Source organism: Halorussus vallis, assembly GCF_024138165.1.
GTDB lineage: Archaea > Halobacteriota > Halobacteria > Halobacteriales > Haladaptataceae > Halorussus > Halorussus vallis.
Map to the genome: position 1 here is coordinate 1,608,063 of NZ_CP100000.1, position 17,085 is coordinate 1,625,147.

The window sequence follows — 17,085 nt, forward strand, 5'->3', positions numbered from 1 at the left end:
AACCTTCGGTACGCTGGTAGTTCCCGATTTACTATCTAAGTTCGGCGGAAATTCAGCTATCGACGAGTCGGTCGACCGACGCGTCGTCCTTCCACTCGCCGAGTTCCTTGGGGTCGACGTGGACGAACACGTCGTCGACCTCGTCGAGCGCCCGGATGGACTCGACCACGGCGGTTTCGATGTCGTGGGCCTCCCGGAGCGTGCGGTCGCCCTCGACCTCGATGTGGAGGCTCACGTCTATCTCGGGGCCGACGTAGTGGGCGATGACGTCGTGGGCGCCCTCGACGTCGGGGTGGGCGAGCGCCCGGCGGATGATGGTCAAGCGGAGGTCGTCGGGCGGCGCGCTCCCGACGAGGTAGTCGACGTTGTCCTGGACGATTTCCAGGCCGGTGTAGAGGATGGATACCGCGACGACGGTCGCCGCGAGCGGGTCGAGTATCGGAAAGCCCAACCGGGCGCCCACGACGCCGACGAGCGCCGCGCTCGCGGTGAGGATGTCGTTGCGGTTGTCGAGCGCGGTCGCGCGCACCGCGGGCGACCGCGTCTCGTCGGCCCGAGAGAGGCAGTACCGGTAGAGGCCGAACTTGATGACGGCGGTTCCAGCCAGCACGACGACGGCCGCCGGCCCGGTGGTGACGACGACGTCGCCCGACAGAATCGAGGTCGCCGCGCGCCAGAGCACCGCGCCGCCGGCGGCGAACACGCCGACGGCGACGAACAGCGAGACGAACGGTTCGATGCGCTCGTGGCCGTGAGGGTGACTGAAGTCCGGCGGCCTGGTGGTGAGGTAGAGGCCCGCGAGGACGACCAGGCTGTAGGCAGCGTCGGCGAGGCTGTTGACCGCCTCGGAGCCGACGGCGAGGCTGCCGGTCGTCCACCAGACGGCGCCCTTGGCCGCGACGAGCAGGAGGTTGACCGCCAGCACGAGCGCGCCGACCCGGCGGACGACGGTCCTCCGGGACATGGGTTCTCGTGTTGGTACCGACGGGTCAAGGGCGTGTCGCTTTCGCCGGCCGCGACTAACAGCACCCCGGCCCGCAGCAGCAACAGTCGACGACGATTTCGCAAGTCGTGGTCCGGTCGGCGTCGGTTCGATTCGCGTCTGTCCGTCGGTCGGTGGTGCAACACTGGTTCGACATCGCGGTTGGGACTACGGGCGCCGACGGGATAAACGAGTCAGCTTCCCGAGAGGAACTGAGTTTCCTCACCGCGAGGCGGTTTCTGTGCGGAAACCGCCCGCAGACGCTTAAGGTGGCGCGCTTCCAAGGAGAGACGATGACCGACGACTCTCGCCCCGTCGACGGCGGTTCGCTCTTCTCGAACGACGCCGACCCCGACCGCGAGTGGCAGCGAACGTGGCACGCCGTCCGGGACGTGCTGGGGTCGAAGTGGGCGTTCCACGTCGTGCGCGCGCTCGGAGTCTCCGAGCGCGGGTTCAACGACCTCAAGCGCGAACTCGACGGCGTGACCGCCAAGACCCTCTCGGAGCGACTGGGGGAACTGCGGTGTCTCGGCTTCGTCGAACGGGAAGTTCACGCCACGTCGCCGCCGACCACGACGTACCGACTCACCGACCACGGCGAGCGACTCGCGGCCGTCATGGACGACGTGGAGTCGCTGGTCGAGGTGGTCGAGTGTCCGGACGGTGACTGTCCGATGGCGTCGGAAGTCGCGCCGGAGTGCGCCTGCGACTGTTAGAAGTCGAACCGAATCGCGCGCTCGTCGTCCTCGGGAACCGCCGCATCGTCCTGCTCGGCGAAGGCCGCCCGGAGTCGGTCGTAGCTCTCGTCTATCGCCTCGACGACGACCTTGGTGTCCGAGATGACCGGCATGAAGTTGGTGTCGCCCGACCAGCGCGGGACGACGTGGGTGTGGAGGTGGTCGTCGATGGACCCGCCGGCGCCCTCCCCGAGGTTCAATCCAGCGTTGAAGCCGTCGGGTCCGAAGGCCGAATCGAGCGCGTCGAAGGTCCGCTGTTTGAGTCGGGCGTGGTCGAGGAGGGTCGCCTCGTCCAGCGCGCGGTAGTCGCCGGTGTGGTCCCGCGGGATGACCATCGCGTGGCCCGGACTGTAGGGGTAGTTGTTGAGCATGACGAACGCCCGGTCGCTCCGGGCGACCACGAGGTGTTCGCGGTCGTCGTCGCCGTCGAAGAACTCGCAGAAGACACAGCCCTCGACTTCGGCCTCGTCGTCGCCGCGCTCGACCCACTCGATGCGCCACGGGGCGAAGATCTGATCCATGTCCCCGGATGGAGCGCGACGGTCTTAATCCTCAGCGGTTCGGTGCGCGCGAACCGGGACGACGTGTCCGCCCGAGATTGCGAACGATGATACGGCCGAGCCCGGGACTCCCAGTCCCTCTCGCGGCCACTTAGTTCAACGCTTCCGGCGGTGGAACGACTCGTTTCGCGCGGTTAGCCCGAGTCAACCGTCGTTTCCGACCCGTATCGTCTCGTTTCGCGGAGCGTAAATCGGCGAAACGGCGCGGAACCGTGACCGCGGCGGTGAAACGAACCGGCGAACGGAGCCGAACGAACTTCGCGTGCGGAACGGGAGCGGTCGAAGTCGCCGGAACGGCCACCGCACGCCTGCTCGGGCGCGAAGAAAGGTAACTTTTCAAACGACGGACTTCCTACGGGGTACACGGATGTATCTCATCATCGTCGGCGCAGGGAGCATCGGGTCACAGCTCATAGAGGTAGCGACCCGGGACAACAACGACGTGGTCGTCATCGAGAAGGACCCCGCGAGAGCCGACGCCGCGGCCGCAGAGTACGACGCACTCGTACTCAACGACGATGCGACCGTCCTCGACACGCTGGAGGAGGCGGGCGGCGACCGGGCGGACGCCCTCATCGCCACGACCCAGCACGACGCGACCAACATCATGGTGAGCCTGCTGGGCCAGGAACTCGAAATCCCCTCCATCGTCTCGGTGGTCCACAACCCCGAGCACATGAACATCTTCCGCCAGATCGGCGTGAACGTCATCGAGAACCCCCAGCGGCTCATCGCCGAGTACCTCTACCGGGCGGTCAAGCGCCCGTCCATCAAGGACTACATGCGGGTCGGCGAGCGCGCGGAGGTGTTCGAGATCACCGTCGCGGCCGAAGCGCCGGTCGCCGACAAGACACTCTCCGAAGCCGCGGGCGAGGGCCTGTTCGAGGACGGCATCCTCGTGGTCGCCATCGAGCGCGACGACGGGGTCCTGACTCCCCGCGGCGAAACTCGGATTCGGGCGGGCGACCTCGTGACCGTCTTCTCCGAGTTCGGCGCGACGCCTGACGTGACGGACGTGTTCGGCCACTACGAGGACCACGACTGATGACCCGTCGTCCTACCGTCCGCGGCGTGCCCGCCGACCTCGCCACCATCCTCCGGGACGTGGGGGCGCTCGTACTGATGCAGGCGGGACTGATGGCCCTCAGCATCGGCGTCGCGGTCGTCTTCCGCGAGTGGTATCCCGCGCTCGCCTTCCTGCTGGCGGGCGGCGTGACCGCGGTCGTCGGCGCGACCCTCCGGAGCGCGTTCGACGACGCCCCGAACCCCAAGATGAAACACGGGATGGTCATCGCCGCCGGCGGATGGCTCGCAACCGCGGTGTTCGGGGCGTTGCCGTTCCTCTTCGCGGCCCACCTCACGCCGCCCGAGGTGATGGCGAGTTACGTCCCCGCGGGCGTCGACACGTCCGGTTGGGAGCCGATTCGGGTCGGTTCGGCGGCGACGCTGTCGAGTCTGGCCTACTTCCAGAATCCGCTCCACGCCCTCTTCGAGAGCATGTCGGGGTGGACCGGGAGCGGCCTCACGATGGCGGTTCACGAACCGTCGCTCCCCCACGCCATCCAGTGGTGGCGCTCGCTCATTCAGTGGGTCGGCGGCGTGGGCGTCATCGTGCTCACGACCGCCATCCTCGCCCGTCCCGGCAGCGGGAGCTACACCCTCTACCAGGCCGAAACCCGCGAGGAGCGCATCCACCCGAGCATCATCCACACCGTCCAGACCGTCTGGCGGATATTCCTGGCGTACACCGTGATCGCGATCGTCGTGCTGTTCGGCGCCATCATGTGGACCGAACCGCTGTCGGCCCCGACCGCGTTCTGGCAGGCGCTCAACCACGCGATGACCGGGCTCTCGACCGGCGGGTTCAGCGTGACCGACAACTCCATCGCGTCGTACGACTCGCCGCTGGTCGAGACGGTGCTGTTGCCCATCATGACGCTCGGAGCCATCGCCTTCCCCATCCACTACCTCATGCTCACCCAGCGCGATCCGAGGGCGTTGTTCGCCGACCTCCAGACGCGGTGGTTGTTGATTCTTTTCGCGGTGGGTGTCGCGGCACTTACACTACAAAACGCGCTGACACCCCAACTCGCGACCGCGGCCTTCGACGGCCGCTCGGACGCCTTCCGAGACTCGGCGTTCCAGTTCGTCAGCGCGCTCACGTGCACGGGGTTCCAGTCCGCGCCCATCAGGCTGTGGAGCGCGGGCGGAAAGCTCATCGTCAGCTTCGCGATGGTGCTCGGCGGGGCGGCGGGGAGCACGGTCGGGGGCATCAAGATCATCCGGGGCTACACCATCAGCAAGGGAATCCAGTGGGAGTTCTCCCGGGTGTTCCTCCCCGCATCGGCTATCGCGAACGTGCGAATCGGCGAGCGGGTGCTCGGCCGCAACCAGATGGAGCGGGAGTTCTCCGAGGCGGCCATCGTGAGCATGCTGTGGCTCATCCTGCTGATTAGCAGCAGCGTAATCCTCGTCGACGTCGTCGGACCCGACTTCACCTACGCCGACGCGCTGTTCGAGGTCGCTAGCGCCCAGGGTAACGTCGGCCTCTCGACGGGCATCACCGGCCCCGAGATGCCGGCGGTCGCGGAGGGGATGTTCCTCCTCAACATGTGGGTCGGACGCCTCGAAATCATCCCGGTACTCGTCTTTCTGCGGTCGGCGCTCTTCGGACTCCAGCCCCGCAGGTGATATATAAACATTCCGGCCGTTCCGGCCGGTTTTTGTTTCATTACCTAATCTAATGGTCCTATAAACTGTTTCACCGCATCTCGCCGATTTCCGAAGTAAAATCGATAGACGGGAACGTAATGAACGGTTCGAACGACACCCAACGGAGGGGGGTTTTTATGCTCATATCAGCACAAGAAGATACTGAGTGGAAGGTCACAATGGCTACACAAAATCAGAACTTCCAGGCCATCACCGAATCGTGCGACGAGTGCGGACGCGACACGCCTCACGAGGTGTCCGTCCAGATTCGCACCGAGAGCCAGAAGCGAGAGAACGCGGAGTTCTCGCGCGAGCCCTACCGCGTCACCGAGTGTCAGGTGTGCGGTGAGACGAGCAGCCAGCGGATGAACAACGCGTAAGCGACTCGCGCACGTACCGCCGCGACGCAGACCGTCGCTCCCCGCGCGAACGAAAACCGTCGTCGAAGACCGCCGGACGTCGGGACGCCGCGTCGAGTGGGGTCGGAGGGGGAACGGACCGTCTTCGCTTTTCCAGAAGTCGACCGCCGAGCCGTCGGCTCGGCGGTCGACTCAGAGTGGGTGTCCGAACACTCCAGGGTCTAGACCCGGGGGTACGGCCGGGGAATCGTCCCGTCCGGAGTTCGGTCGTCGGCCGAGTTCGCGGATTCGGTTTTCGGAGCGACGGCGGGACTCGCGGAGCCGTCGTTCGGTCCCGCTCACGAATCTCCATCTGGGTCCGAAACTCCGCTCGCGTTCGAAAATTGCCTTCGTTCGAGGAGTCAGGAACTCGCCTTCGTTCGTAGCGCACCTCGCACTCGCACGCCTCCGCGGAGGCGTGCGAGTGCGAGGTGCGGCCACCGGTGGAACGTTCGCCACCGCCGGACCGGGACCACGTCCGGAAGAAGCGTTCCGCGATTCAGGAGCGGGCCAACCCGCGACCCGCTCCGGTTCGGGCGTGCTTATCTTCGATACTCACCGCCTGCACCCGCCGGCGTCGACCCTGGTCGGAGTCGACGCCGACGAGGAACTGCGTTTCGCGTCGCGGTCGACGGTCGTCGACCGCGACGCGAAGGACTCCGACGCGCCGAACCCCGGGCGCTACTCCGTGATCACGTCGCAACCGTCCTCGGTCACGATGACGGTGTGTTCCTTCTGGCTGACGAGACAGCCGTCGTCCTCCTTGAGTACCGGGTAGCCGTGGACGAGATTGGCCATCTTCAGCCGCCGCATCGCCATCTCCGCGCGCGGGACGTCGAGCCAGCGGGTGGCGAACGGGAGCGTCCTGAACTCCTCGGTAATCTGCTCCAGGGCCTTGCGGGCCTGCCGGTCGCGGACCGACCCCTCGTGTTCGAGCGCGAAGATCTGCTCCTTGTTGCCCTCGGTCACCTTCCCGGTGCCGTCGGTGGCGAACGGTTCGATAGCCACCACGTCGCCGACCTGGAGTTCGATGCCCTGGGAAACCGCCCGGTTGGGGATGTTGGGTTCGGTGTGCTGTTGGTACTGGTCGAGGCCGTGGCCCGAGAGGTTCACCACGGGGTTGAAGCCGTAGCCGTCGATGACCGACTCTATCTCGGCGCCGATCTCGCCGGTTTCGACGCCGGGTTCGACCACGTCGAGCGCGGCGTCGAGGGCCTCCGCGCTGGCCTCCGCGAGGTCGGGGTTGCCCGAGAGGTCGACCGTGATGGCGGTGTCGGCGATCCAACCGTCGACGTGGACGCCGATGTCGAGGTTGACCATCTCCTCGCCGAACTCGGCGTCGTCGTCGGCCGCGGGGGTAGCGTGGGCCGCCTCCTCGTCGATGCTGATGTTCACGGGGAAGGCCGGTTCGGCGCCGAGTTCGCGGATGCGGTCCTCGGCGTACTCGGCGACTTCGAGGTGGCCGGTGCCGACCGCGACGCGGTCGGCGGCCTCTTCGCGGACCTGGGCGAGTATCTCGCCGGCCTCGCGGTGCTTCTCGTACTTCTCGGCGTCGAGGTCGACCTCGGATTCGCTCATGGTTCACCGTTCGCTCTAGCGCAGGAAAGAGTTTCTGACTCGACCGCACCGGCCCGCGATTTCTATCTCTGCCTGTTAACACCACGCACATCCATCGACGCGCCGTCTCGCGGCAGAACTGTCCGAGAGGCCACGTGTCACCCAGCCGGTTAGGGCCGACGTACTGAATTCGTAACACGGCGGTTAACGCGGGTAATAGGCCGTCAACGCGGCAAACAGTTCGAAACGGTTGGCCCCGTTTATTGCCGTCAGCGGAATATGATGGGGCGCATATGCAACGTGAGACCGGTGCAGTAGTGATGGCGACACTCCTCCTGCTCGCTGGCGTCCCGCTAGCGACGCTCGGAGGCTCGTCGCAGTCAGCGAACGCGGAAAGCGGGGTAACGCTTCAGAACGTGGCCGTAGACCAACTCCAGTTGGGCAACGTCACGGTGAACGACGCGACCATCCAGGAGCTACACGTGGACACGGTCGAGATAGAGAGCCGCGACGAGACGCTCAACAACGCGACGCTCCGGAACGTCCGACTCCAGCAGCTCGCGTTCGAGAACGTCACGGTCCAGGACGTCCGGACCAACGACGGGACGCTCGCCCAGGCGCTGACGGGTAACGCGTCGGTCGAGTCGGCCAGCGTCCAGGACCTGACGATTCAGCAGATGAACGTCAGTCGGCTCACCGTCGAGAACCTGAACGTCCGGTCGCAGAGCGGCGGTCAGGCGACCACGACGGCCGCCGAGACGACGACCGAGGCCGCGCTCGCGCAGGAAACCACCACCGAAGCCGAGGGTGGCGCACAGACCACCATGGCGCAGGAAACCACCACGGCCGAGGCCGAGGCCGAAACCACGACCGCCGCCGCTGAGGAGACGACTCAGCAGGTCGGTTCGGTCAGCCTCGAAAGCGCGACCATCCAGACCGCGGACGTCCAGGAGATGACCATCGAGACGCTGACCATCGTGAACGTCCAGGGCATCAGCGGTGGCGCCCAGACGACCACGACGGCCGCGGCCGAGGAAACGACCACGGCCGCCGAGACGACGATGGCCGAAGAGACGACGACCGCCGCGGGCGAAACCACCACCGAGGCCGCGCTCGCGCAGGAGACCACCACGACCGCCGCCGCGGGTGGCGCCGAAACCACCATGGGTCAGGAAACGACCATGGCTCAGGAGACCACCACGGCCGCGGCCGGCGAGACGACGACCGCCGCCGCCGGCGGTCAGGGGACGACCATCGACAGCATCTCGGTCGGTAGCATCACCGTCCAGAACGCGACCATCCAGTCGGCGTCCGCCGACTCGGTGAACTTCGAGGAAGGCGACATCGCGGTCGTCTCCATCGAGAACCTGCAGGCGCCCTCGAACGTCCAGCAGGGCCAGGACTACACCGTCTCGGCGACCATCGTGAACAACGGTCAGAGCCGAGTCGTCCAGCAGGTGTCCTACCGCATCGCGGGGTCGGTCATCGAGTCCGAACTCGTGCAGGTCAGCGCCGGTAGTCAGAAGACCGTGACGTTCAACGTCTCGGGAAGCACCATCCAGAACTACCCGACGGGAACGTTCACGCACGGCGTCTACACTCGCGACGCGCGCCAGACCGGGAACGTGACCATCAGCGCTGGCGGCAACCAGACGACCACGGCGGGCGGTCAGGAGACCACCACCGCGGGTGGCCAGCAGACGACCACCGCCGCCGGTCAGGAAACCACGACAGCGGCCGAGATGGCCGCACCCGAGGTCTGACGACGCGGTAGCGAAGTCAAGACGGAGACAGTTGGACGCGACGCCGCACAGTCACGCGGCGTCGCGGTGGGGGTGCGACGAACTGGCGTCGCGGCGACGCCGGTTCGTCGCCCCGACCGACGGCGGTCCGTCGGTCGGTTCGAATTCTTTCTTTCGCGCGAGGCCGGACGGCCAGCAGTGCATCTCGGAACCGACCTGCCAACGGCGCGTCCGGGAGTCGTCGTCGGTGACGTATCTGTGCGCGAAGCGTCAGTGACGTATCTGTGCGAATCGCCAGCGGTACGTCTCGAAACCGGGTCGGCGGTTCACTCGGGGCCGCCGACGCTCGTCTGCATCGCCTCGCTGTTGAATGCGCTGCCGGTGTCGCCGTTCCGGTCAAGGACGATGACGCCCGCCGAGGAGCCGGTGAGTTCGGCGAACTCCTCGATAGCCAGGTCGGCCGCCCGCCGGGCGTCGTGGCCCGATTCGAGGTGACCGACCGCCCGCCGGGTGAGCGTGGCCCTTGCGATATCCTCGCCCGCGCCCGTGGCGCTGGCGGCGCCGGCGGGCGCGGCGTAGAACCCGCTTCCCACTTGGGGCACGTCGCCGACCCGGCCCGCGAGCGCGAGCCACCGGCCGCCCGTGGATGTCGCGGCCGCGAACTCGTCCCCGTCGTACGCCACCGCACCGACGGTGTCGTGGTCCTTGGGGTTCGGACTCGGGCCGCCGTCGTCGCGGGCGCTGGTCGCCGCATAGCCCCCGAACTTCTCGCGGAGCCAGTCGAGGTGTTCGCTCGGAGAGCCGTCGGGCGTCGAGTCGAGGTCGTCCCACCGTTCGCGGGAGTCCTCGGTCCAGAGGTCGACGTCGGTTTCGACGCCGAAGTCGGCGGCCAGGTCGACCGCGCGCTCGCCGCTGACGAGGACGTGGGGCGTCTCCTCCATCACGACGCGGGCGGCGCTGACGGCGTGTTCGACGCCGGGCATCGAGCAGACCGCGCCCGCCTCGCGGTCGCTGGTCATCAGGCCCGCGTCGGTGCGAATCACGCCGTCGCTCTGGACCGCGCCGCCGACGCCCGCGTTGAACCGGGGCGACGATTCGAGGACGCGAACCGCGGCTTCCGCGGCGTCGACGACCGACGCTTCGGCCGCGCCGGCGTCGGCCGCCTCGCGGAGGACTTCCTGTCGGGGTGTCGGTTCGTCGGGGGCACTGCCCGCGCCGCCGTGGACGATGACCTTCATGACTGCTGGTTCCGAGGCGCGGCGCTTAGTTCACGCGGTCCTCGGTCGAATCCGCGCCGCCGCCACTGTTCTCTCAGCACGAAATTCCACTTAGATAGAGCTTCTGACCGCCAAAATCCGTATTTACGCATCACGCCCTCAGTTAGCCCCGTAACATGTCCGACGACGAAGACGTGCGACTCGACCGTCGTGCCGTCCTCGCGGGGACCGCCGCGCTCGGCCTGTCCGGGAGTTCCACCGCCGTCGCCAAACAGTTCCGTACGGAAGCGACGACGGACCTCGACGCCGATACCAGCGTCGACTGGGACCGGAACGCGTGGCCGCAGGTCGGCTACGACGCGGGGAACACGAACTACAGCGCCGACGCGGACGGTCCGACGGGAGAGTTGACCGGCGAGTGGGTGTTCGAAGGTGAGGCAGACCTCGTCGAGAGGCCGATCGTAGCGAACGACACGGTCTACGTGGTTTCCGGGTGGCCCGCAAGCGGAGAGACGTTGCACGCCCTGGACGCAGAGAGTGGCGAGGAGCAGTGGTCCGCGGACCTTCCGCCGTATCAAGAGGGCTACTCGTTCAACGCCTCGGGACTCGCCGTCGCCGACGGCGTCCTCTACGCGAGCCGAGAGAAGCGGACTCTCGCCTTCGACGCAGCGAAGGGGACGAAGGTGTGGTCCGTCGAGCACGGCGGCGAGAACCTCACCGTCACGGACGAGTACCTCGTGACAAGCGGCGACCGAACGAGAGTCGTGTCTCGCGCGGACGGGAGCGTCCAGTGGAAACGGGACGTGCGCGGACCCGCCGTCGTCGCGGACGGCAAGGTCATAGTCAGCAAGTCGACGGACGGAGACGGCGGTACGGTGTACGCGTACGCCCTCGAGGACGGCGAGTTGGTCTGGAATCGCGATTCGTTCTCCAAAGACATCGCGGGTATCACCGCGACCGAGAGTCGACTCTTCGTCGCCACGACGAGGACGCTCTACATCTACGAGTTCGACGGGTGGGAGTTGGCGGGGAAACAGGAGTACCCCGAGTCCGACGTGACCGAACCGACGGTCGGCGGCGGGGCGGTCTACGTCACCATCGACGGGACATTACACGCGTACGACGCCAAGACCGGCGAGGAACGGTGGCACGTGCAGGTCGGAACGAACACGGGGAGGCCGACCGTCGCTGGCGACATACTGTACTACTCGGTCGATAAGAAGGACCACTCGGACAGCATCGACAGCGATGCGCACGACGAGGTACACGTGCGCGACCCGGCGACGGGCGATCTCATCGCCGAGCGAGACTTCCCAGACGTGACTGGCGAACGGGACGACGGCGACTCCCAGATACAGGGGCCGCTCATGCCCGCCTACGGGCGGATTTACACGGCTTCCGAAACCTACGTGACTGTGTTTTCGGAGCAGTCGAAGTCCGACGATAGCGATAGCGGAAATCAGGACGACGGGTCGGACGACGGCGACTCGAAAGGCGACTGTTGAGGAAACCGGGCGGTCCGCTTTTTCGACGGTAGACCCCGACTCCGCTTGAGCGACTCGGATTTCGGGCGACGAAGAGGCGGCGAACAGCCGATAGCAGTTACGTAGCGCGTCGGCAACTACCGACGTTCCACATTCTTAGAGTTTTTAACAGCCAGAATAGACTTGATACCAAATGCAGTAGTTCTCGCCATAACATGTCCGACGACCAAGGCGTGCGTCTCAGCCGTCGTTCGATCCTCGCCGGAACCGCCGCGCTCGGCCTGGCCGGGAGTTCGACCGCCCTCGGAAGGCAGTTCGGCGACACCGCCACCCGCGACGCCGACACCGACACCGGGGGCGACGCGCCGGTCGATTCCGAGAACGGAGACTGGCCGCTCCCCGACCACGACAACGGGAACACGAGGTTCAACGCGGGAGCGTCGGTTCCGACGGGGACGCTGACCGAAGCGTGGTCCGAGTCCGGCGTCGACGGTCCGCCGGTGGTCGCCGACGGCACGCTGTTCCTGTTGCGAGGCGACCCCACCGGTCCCGCCGACGGCGAGGCGGACCCGATGACGCTGTCGGCAGTCGACACGAAGACGTGGACTCGGCGGTGGACCCGGGACCTCCAGCCGACGACGAGCTACGTGCTCGGCGCGGCAGACGGAACCGTCTACGCCAACGCGAGGGACGGCGACGAACTGCGGGCGTTCGACGCCACGACCGGCACCGAACTGTGGTCCGTCGCGGAGAGCCGCGCGAATCTCACGGCGACCGCCGACGCGGTGCTGTACGAATCTCCCTCGGGGGTCGTCTGTCGCTCCGCCGAGGACGGGAGCGTCCAGTGGACCTACGAATCCGAGTCGGTCGCGTCGTTCGTCGTCGCGAACGAGGCGGTGTACGTCGCGGTGGCCGACCATCCGATGCCCATCCTGTCGCTCGAAGACGGAAGTACGCTGACTCGGGACCGTCACTACCATCGGGACACCACGCTGGTCGCGACGGAGAACACCCTGTACTTCCACCGACCGGGCTCCCTCACCGCCGTCGAGCGCAGGAAGCGCGACACCGGCGATACCCTGTGGACCCACGAGTTCGACAGGGCGATAACGGACCGGTACGAGGCCAACGAACTCGTGGCGAAAGACGGCACGGTGTACCTCGTCAGGGGCACGGAGGGCGAGGACAACCGGAACACCATCTACGCGTTCGACGCCGACACGGGCGACGAGCGGTGGCGCACGGAATCGGAGAACGGGTACTATCCGCTCGTCGGCGCGGCCAACGGACTGTACAGCGTCACGATGGCCGACCGCACCATCGTCCGGCGGGACCTGGACACCGGCGAGGTCCTCAGCGAGCGCGAAGGGCCGGGCGGATTCGTCGACCACCTCGTCGTCACCGACGACACCGTCTACGTCACCGACGACGGCGGAACGGCGTCGAGCAGCCACGTCCACGCGTACCGGGCGGATTCCGAACCCGGGTCGGGCGGAGGCGACGAATCGAAGGGCGGGCAAGGCGACGGGTCCGAAGACTGCTGATCGGTCAGGAGGCTTCCCTCGGGTGCCGGCCCTACCGAGCGTCGAGACGACGCCGACGGATGAGGAACCGTGACACATTAGGTGTTTTAGGAAATTTATCGCACACGCGCGGCCAAACGGTAGGCCTTTTATCCCTATCCCTCACACGTGTACACGTTCATGAGCCACGACTACGAGAAGGTCGAAGTCCCCCACGACGGGGAGCAGATCACGGTCGGCGACGACGGCGAACTCGAAGTTCCCGACAACCCCATCGTCCCCATCATCCACGGAGACGGTATTGGCAAGGACGTCGGTCCGGCGGCCCAGAAGGTGCTGGAAGCGTCGGCGAGCGCGACCGGGCGCAACATCGAGTGGATGCGCGTCTACGCCGGCGAGTCGGCCCGCGACAAGTACGACGAGAACCTCCCCGACGACACGGTCGAAGCCATCAAGCAGTTCAAGGTCGCCATCAAGGGTCCGCTCACGACGCCCGTCGGCGCCGGCTTCCGGTCGCTGAACGTCGCGCTCCGGAAGACGCTCGACCTCTACGCGAACGTCCGACCGACCTACCACATCGACGGCGTTCCCTCCCCGGTCAAGAACCCCTCCGCGATGGACATGGTCACGTTCCGAGAGAACACCGAGGACGTCTACGCCGGCATCGAGTGGGAGGCCGGCACCGACGAGGTCCAGGAGGTCAAGGAGTTCGTCGAGAACGAGATGGGCTTCGACAGCACCATCCACGACGGCCCGGTCGGCATCGGCGTCAAGCCCATCACGGAGTTCGGCACCAAGCGCCTCGTCCGCGAGGCCATCGACTACGCGCTGGAGAACGACCGCGACTCGGTAACCCTGGTCCACAAGGGTAACATCATGAAGTTCACCGAGGGCGCGTTCCGCGACTGGGGCTACGAGGTCGCCGAAGAGGAGTACGCCGAGGAGACCATCACCGAGGACACCCTCTGGGAGGAGTACGACGGTGAAGCCCCCGAGGGCAAACTGGTCGTCAAGGACCGCATCGCGGACAACATGCTCCAGCAGCAGCTGACCCGAACCTCGGACTACGACATCATCGCCACGATGAACCTTAACGGCGACTACATGTCCGACGCCGCGGGCGCCCAGATCGGCGGCCTCGGCATCGCGCCCGGCGCGAACTTCGGCGAAACCCGCTGTCTGGCGGAGCCGGTCCACGGCTCGGCCCCCAAGCACGCCGGCAAGGACAAGGCGAACCCGACCGCGATGATTCTCTCCGGTCGCCTGATGCTCGAGTACATGGGCTGGGACGACGCCGAACAGCTCGTCCACGACGCCGTCGAGGAAACCATCTCCAGCGGCGACGTTACCTACGACCTCGAACGCCAGATCGAGGGCGGCAACAAGCTCTCGACCAGCGAGTTCGCCGACGCCATCGTCGAGAACATCGAGAAGCTGTCGTAAGCGGCTCTTCGCGGATTTTCGCCTTCCTTTTTGCGATAACCGGGACTTCCGCTGCGGTCGAGTACGAATTCCTGCACCGCGAACGAGCGAAGCGAGTGAGCGGACGTGGCACGGACTGACGCCGAGCCGAAGGCTCGGCGGAAGGAGTACCGCGGTTTTGGTCCAGATTTTGCCAGGGAGGGAATCGCGCCGACAGCGCGATTCCGACCGCAGCAAAAGGTGGGGTTTAGTCCTTCCAGTCGGGGTTCTCGCGCGGCGGGCTGAAGATGTCGACGCCCCGAACCGGAATCTCGCCGCGGTTCTCCGCGGCGTGGGCCTCGTCGCCCGGAATCGCGTAGGAGTCGCCGGCGGTGACGTCTATCTCCTCGCCGTCGACGACGAAGGTCAGGGTGCCCTCGAAGATGTACCCCGTCTGCTCGTGGGGGTGGCTGTGTTCGGGGACTTGCGCGCCGGGTTCGATGTCGAAGTGCTGGACATTCATCTTCTCGCCGCCGGCCAGAATCGAGAGGTGGACGCCCTCGACTGCTTCGGTGGCTTCGCGGTCGGTGACCGAGACGCGTTCCATGTGCGGGGAGAGGAGGGCGAGCGACCTAAATGTGAGTGCAGTTTTGACGGGCGCCCGCGAGGGCGAAGTATGAACGCCGGAACTATGCCCGACGACGCCGCGGGACTGCTCGACCACGTCGAACTGTACGCCTCGGACTTCGAGGCCTCCGTCGACTTCTGGGGGTGGTTCCTCGACGAACTCGGCTACGAAACCTACCAGTCGTGGCTCGACGGTCGGTCGTGGAAGCGCGGGCCGACGTACCTCGTTGTCGTGCGCGCACCCGAGGAGTACGCCGACGAACCGTACCACCGGCGACGACCGGGACTGAACCATCTCGCGTTCCGGGCCGAATCGCGCGAGCAGGTCGACGAACTCACGGAGAAACTCCGCGAGCGCGGCCGGACCGTCCTCTACGAGGACGACCACCCCTACGCGGGCGGCGAGGACCACTACGCGGTCTACTTCGAGGACCCCGAGCGAATCAAGGCCGAACTGGTCGCGCCCGAGCGCGAGGAGTAGGCCGGGAGCAATATCGAGTTCCGGATTGGCGCAGAGCCGGCCGACTCTCCAACCGCCAGCGACGCTCGGTGAACCAACCGCCGGGAGGGACTGAAAGGGGCCGCTCGGTCACGCGAGCGAAGCGAGTGTGACGTTGTCGGAACTCGTTTCCGACAGAACTCGCGTCCGAAGGACGTGGTCGTCTGGCCGGGCCACTATTCGAAGAGCGCCGCAGGAGCGAGGCGTAAATATCCCGGCCAGCGACCGCGAGCGGGCGGGGGCTTTCGAGGCTGTCACTGTCAGAGCGGTTGTGGCTGTTCGTAGCGAACGAGTGCACGAACCGACGCACATCGAATCCCCGATCACCTCTAATCACGTTCCGAGAGAAGGTCCGAACATTCAGGTACGAGCGGGACCGACCACGAGTCATGTACGCCGTCGTGGGGTGTAGCGACTGCGGGGCGCTCAAGATTCTGAAGGGCCGCCCCGACACCACGCAGTGTCCCCGGTGCGGCAAGCGCCGCAAGTACGAGAAGTTGAAGAAGTTCGTGCAGACCGACGACGAGGACCACGCCCGGGAGGTCCGGGCGTCGATGCTCGCCAACCGGCAGGGCGAGGGCGAGACGTTCGCCGAGATGGACTCCTTTGAGGAGATGGAGTCGCAGGTCGACGACGCGGGCATCGGCGACGAGGAGTTCCTCGCCGCCTCGGGTATCGACACCGAGGAGGTTGCGGCCGCCGGCGAGCGCGCCGAGCAAGGTCGGGCCGGCGGGGGTCAGAGCCGCAAGGATACCGTGCTGGCGGCGCTCCGGGAACTCGACCAGCCCACCGAGGACGAGGTGGTCGAGTTCGCCGGCGAGCGGGGCGTCCCGGCCGACTACGCCCGGAAGGCCCTCGACAAACTGGTGCGTCGGGGCGAGGTCAGCGAGAGTCGCGGGCGGTATCGACTGCTCTAACGGACTGGGAGGTGTAGGGCGACCCTATCGAGATAAGCCGACCGTACGCGACGGCTTCGCCGGGTCCGAAACTCGCGGACTCACGCCAGCCCCGTGAGGAGCTTCCAGAGCGAGCAGACGAGCGTGAGAACCGTCAGTACGAGTTTCAGTAGCCGCAGCCACTGGACGGGCCGCGAGTCGGCGGGAGAATCGGTCTGGTCAGTCGCGGTTCGAGTCATGGTAGGGGTGGGCGGTCTCGAGGGAGCCCCGAGGCGGGCGCCCGGCGGTGCCGAACGCGTTCGGCACCGCCGGGCGTGGGGTACGAGCGAGGGTCGTCGCGGGATGACAGTGTCGTCCCAGGTGGCAGGCTGGCAGAGACGGGTCGGCGACGAACCGTCGAGTCGCGGGGAAGCAGGAACTAAGTGACCCCGCGAACTCGCCTCGAACGCGCGAACGGCCGTGGACACGGAGTCGACCCGCTCGCAGGCGGTCGAAACCGTTCGCGCGGAGCCGAGGTGGATCACACCTCGCGGCTCTCCGAGACCGAGTAGTGCTACGACTCGACCGGTGATAAACCTCTGCCAACCGCGCAGTGAAAGTAAAAGTGATTTATGTCAGAAGGTAGCGACTCGGCGAGAACTCCCGTCGAAACTGGGGCGTGATGTCCTCCGACCCAATCCGCCTCGCGCGACCGCGTGCGGTCGCGCGAACCGGCGCGAATGAGAACTGTTAGGGGCCGGCCCCGCCTTC

Annotated in this window: 16 protein-coding genes; 10 read left to right on the top strand and 6 right to left on the bottom strand. The window is 66.5% G+C overall.

What is annotated here, in order from left to right:
- Positions 1–52 precede the first annotated feature (52 nt).
- Positions 53–964: a cation diffusion facilitator family transporter gene (locus NGM07_RS08290; RefSeq protein WP_253519357.1), complete on the bottom strand. Its 912-nt coding sequence runs from the start codon at positions 962–964 to the stop codon at positions 53–55.
- Positions 965–1,275: 311 nt separating this feature from the next.
- Between NGM07_RS08290 and NGM07_RS08295 the strand changes: the two genes are divergently transcribed.
- Positions 1,276–1,698, top strand: coding sequence for a winged helix-turn-helix transcriptional regulator (locus NGM07_RS08295; protein WP_253519359.1), 423 nt, complete (start codon positions 1,276–1,278; stop codon positions 1,696–1,698).
- Here NGM07_RS08295 and NGM07_RS08300 read toward each other — a convergent pair.
- Positions 1,695–2,240 (bottom strand): HIT family protein, encoded by a 546-nt coding sequence (locus NGM07_RS08300; protein ID WP_253519362.1) that lies wholly within the window; start codon positions 2,238–2,240, stop codon positions 1,695–1,697. The genes NGM07_RS08295 and NGM07_RS08300 overlap by 4 nt on opposite strands.
- A 406-nt stretch (positions 2,241–2,646) precedes the next feature.
- Here NGM07_RS08300 and NGM07_RS08305 point away from each other — a divergent pair, with 406 nt between their 5' ends.
- The 3 genes from NGM07_RS08305 to NGM07_RS08315 all read left to right on the top strand — a co-directional run bounded on the left by NGM07_RS08305 (position 2,647) and on the right by NGM07_RS08315 (position 5,371).
- Complete coding sequence (locus NGM07_RS08305; protein WP_253519365.1) at positions 2,647–3,324, top strand: potassium channel family protein; 678 nt, start codon at positions 2,647–2,649, stop codon at positions 3,322–3,324.
- Entirely contained in the window at positions 3,324–4,970 is a 1,647-nt protein-coding gene (locus tag NGM07_RS08310) for a TrkH family potassium uptake protein (RefSeq protein ID WP_253519368.1), read from the top strand. The genes NGM07_RS08305 and NGM07_RS08310 overlap by 1 nt, the downstream gene beginning before the upstream one ends.
- 200 nt (positions 4,971–5,170) lie before the next feature.
- Positions 5,171–5,371 (top strand): DUF7835 family putative zinc beta-ribbon protein, encoded by a 201-nt coding sequence (locus NGM07_RS08315; protein ID WP_253519370.1) that lies wholly within the window; start codon positions 5,171–5,173, stop codon positions 5,369–5,371.
- Between the two features lie 699 nt (positions 5,372–6,070).
- Here the strand turns inward: NGM07_RS08315 and map are convergent.
- Positions 6,071–6,967 carry a type II methionyl aminopeptidase gene (gene map / locus NGM07_RS08320; protein ID WP_253519373.1) on the bottom strand — a complete coding sequence of 299 codons (897 nt, stop codon included), beginning with the start codon at positions 6,965–6,967 and terminating at the stop codon, positions 6,071–6,073.
- Positions 6,968–7,266: 299 nt separating this feature from the next.
- On the opposite strand from map, the gene NGM07_RS08325 reads away from it, so the two are divergent.
- The gene (locus NGM07_RS08325; protein WP_253519376.1) at positions 7,267–8,709 is read left to right on the top strand and encodes a hypothetical protein; all 1,443 of its coding nucleotides are present in this window, start codon (positions 7,267–7,269) and stop codon (positions 8,707–8,709) included.
- Positions 8,710–9,014: 305 nt separating this feature from the next.
- Here NGM07_RS08325 and NGM07_RS08330 read toward each other — a convergent pair whose 3' ends face one another.
- Complete coding sequence (locus tag NGM07_RS08330) at positions 9,015–9,926, bottom strand: isoaspartyl peptidase/L-asparaginase (RefSeq protein ID WP_253519378.1); 912 nt, start codon at positions 9,924–9,926, stop codon at positions 9,015–9,017.
- Positions 9,927–10,081: 155 nt separating this feature from the next.
- Here NGM07_RS08330 and NGM07_RS08335 point away from each other — a divergent pair, with 155 nt between their 5' ends.
- From NGM07_RS08335 to icd, 3 genes are all read left to right on the top strand, one after another.
- A complete protein-coding gene (locus tag NGM07_RS08335) occupies positions 10,082–11,410 on the top strand; it encodes an outer membrane protein assembly factor BamB family protein (RefSeq protein WP_253519380.1) in 1,329 nt (442 codons plus the stop codon).
- A gap of 194 nt (positions 11,411–11,604) precedes the next feature.
- Complete coding sequence (locus NGM07_RS08340; protein WP_253519382.1) at positions 11,605–12,933, top strand: outer membrane protein assembly factor BamB family protein; 1,329 nt, start codon at positions 11,605–11,607, stop codon at positions 12,931–12,933.
- A gap of 159 nt (positions 12,934–13,092) precedes the next feature.
- Positions 13,093–14,355, top strand: coding sequence for an isocitrate dehydrogenase (NADP(+)) (gene icd, locus NGM07_RS08345; protein WP_253519384.1), 1,263 nt, complete (start codon positions 13,093–13,095; stop codon positions 14,353–14,355).
- Between the two features lie 226 nt (positions 14,356–14,581).
- On the opposite strand, the gene NGM07_RS08350 is transcribed toward icd, so the two are convergent.
- Positions 14,582–14,920, bottom strand: coding sequence for a cupin domain-containing protein (locus NGM07_RS08350; RefSeq protein ID WP_253519385.1), 339 nt, complete (start codon positions 14,918–14,920; stop codon positions 14,582–14,584).
- A gap of 69 nt (positions 14,921–14,989) precedes the next feature.
- On the opposite strand from NGM07_RS08350, the gene NGM07_RS08355 reads away from it, so the two are divergent.
- On the top strand, positions 14,990–15,421 hold the full coding sequence (locus NGM07_RS08355) for a VOC family protein (protein ID WP_253519387.1): 432 nt from the start codon (positions 14,990–14,992) through the stop codon (positions 15,419–15,421).
- A gap of 407 nt (positions 15,422–15,828) precedes the next feature.
- The gene (locus NGM07_RS08360) at positions 15,829–16,356 is read left to right on the top strand and encodes a DUF5817 domain-containing protein (RefSeq protein ID WP_253519389.1); all 528 of its coding nucleotides are present in this window, start codon (positions 15,829–15,831) and stop codon (positions 16,354–16,356) included.
- An 80-nt stretch (positions 16,357–16,436) separates the two neighbouring features.
- On the opposite strand, the gene NGM07_RS08365 is transcribed toward NGM07_RS08360, so the two are convergent.
- Positions 16,437–16,574 carry a hypothetical protein gene (locus tag NGM07_RS08365; RefSeq protein ID WP_253519390.1) on the bottom strand — a complete coding sequence of 46 codons (138 nt, stop codon included), beginning with the start codon at positions 16,572–16,574 and terminating at the stop codon, positions 16,437–16,439.
- Positions 16,575–17,085 lie beyond the last annotated feature (511 nt).